The 255-nt window shown below is 67.1% G+C and carries 1 protein-coding gene; it reads left to right on the forward strand.

Annotated elements, in window-relative coordinates; all coding sequences use genetic code 11:
• Positions 1-255, forward strand: a 255-nt coding sequence (gene tnpA, locus QSK32_RS45420; protein WP_285475572.1) for an IS200/IS605 family transposase, incomplete at both ends; no start/stop codon positions are given.

The raw sequence follows: 255 nt of genomic DNA on the forward strand, positions 1-255 counted from the left end.
AGGAGATCATGCGGGACGTGTGCGCCGACTTCGAGGCCGAGCTGGTCGAGTTCAACGGCGAGAACAACCACGTCCACCTGCTCGTCAACTTCCCGCCCAAGGTGGCCGTGGCCCGCCTGGTCAACAGCCTCAAGGGCGTGTCCTCGCGTCGCCTTCGGCAGGAGTTCCCCGACCTGGTGCGCCACTACTACCGAGCCAACAAGCTCTGGTCGGGCTCGTACTTCGCGGGCTCCGTCGGCGGCGCACCGCTGAGCG

This window comes from Actinoplanes sp. NBRC 101535, from assembly GCF_030269225.1.
Taxonomy (GTDB): domain Bacteria; phylum Actinomycetota; class Actinomycetes; order Mycobacteriales; family Micromonosporaceae; genus Actinoplanes; species Actinoplanes rectilineatus.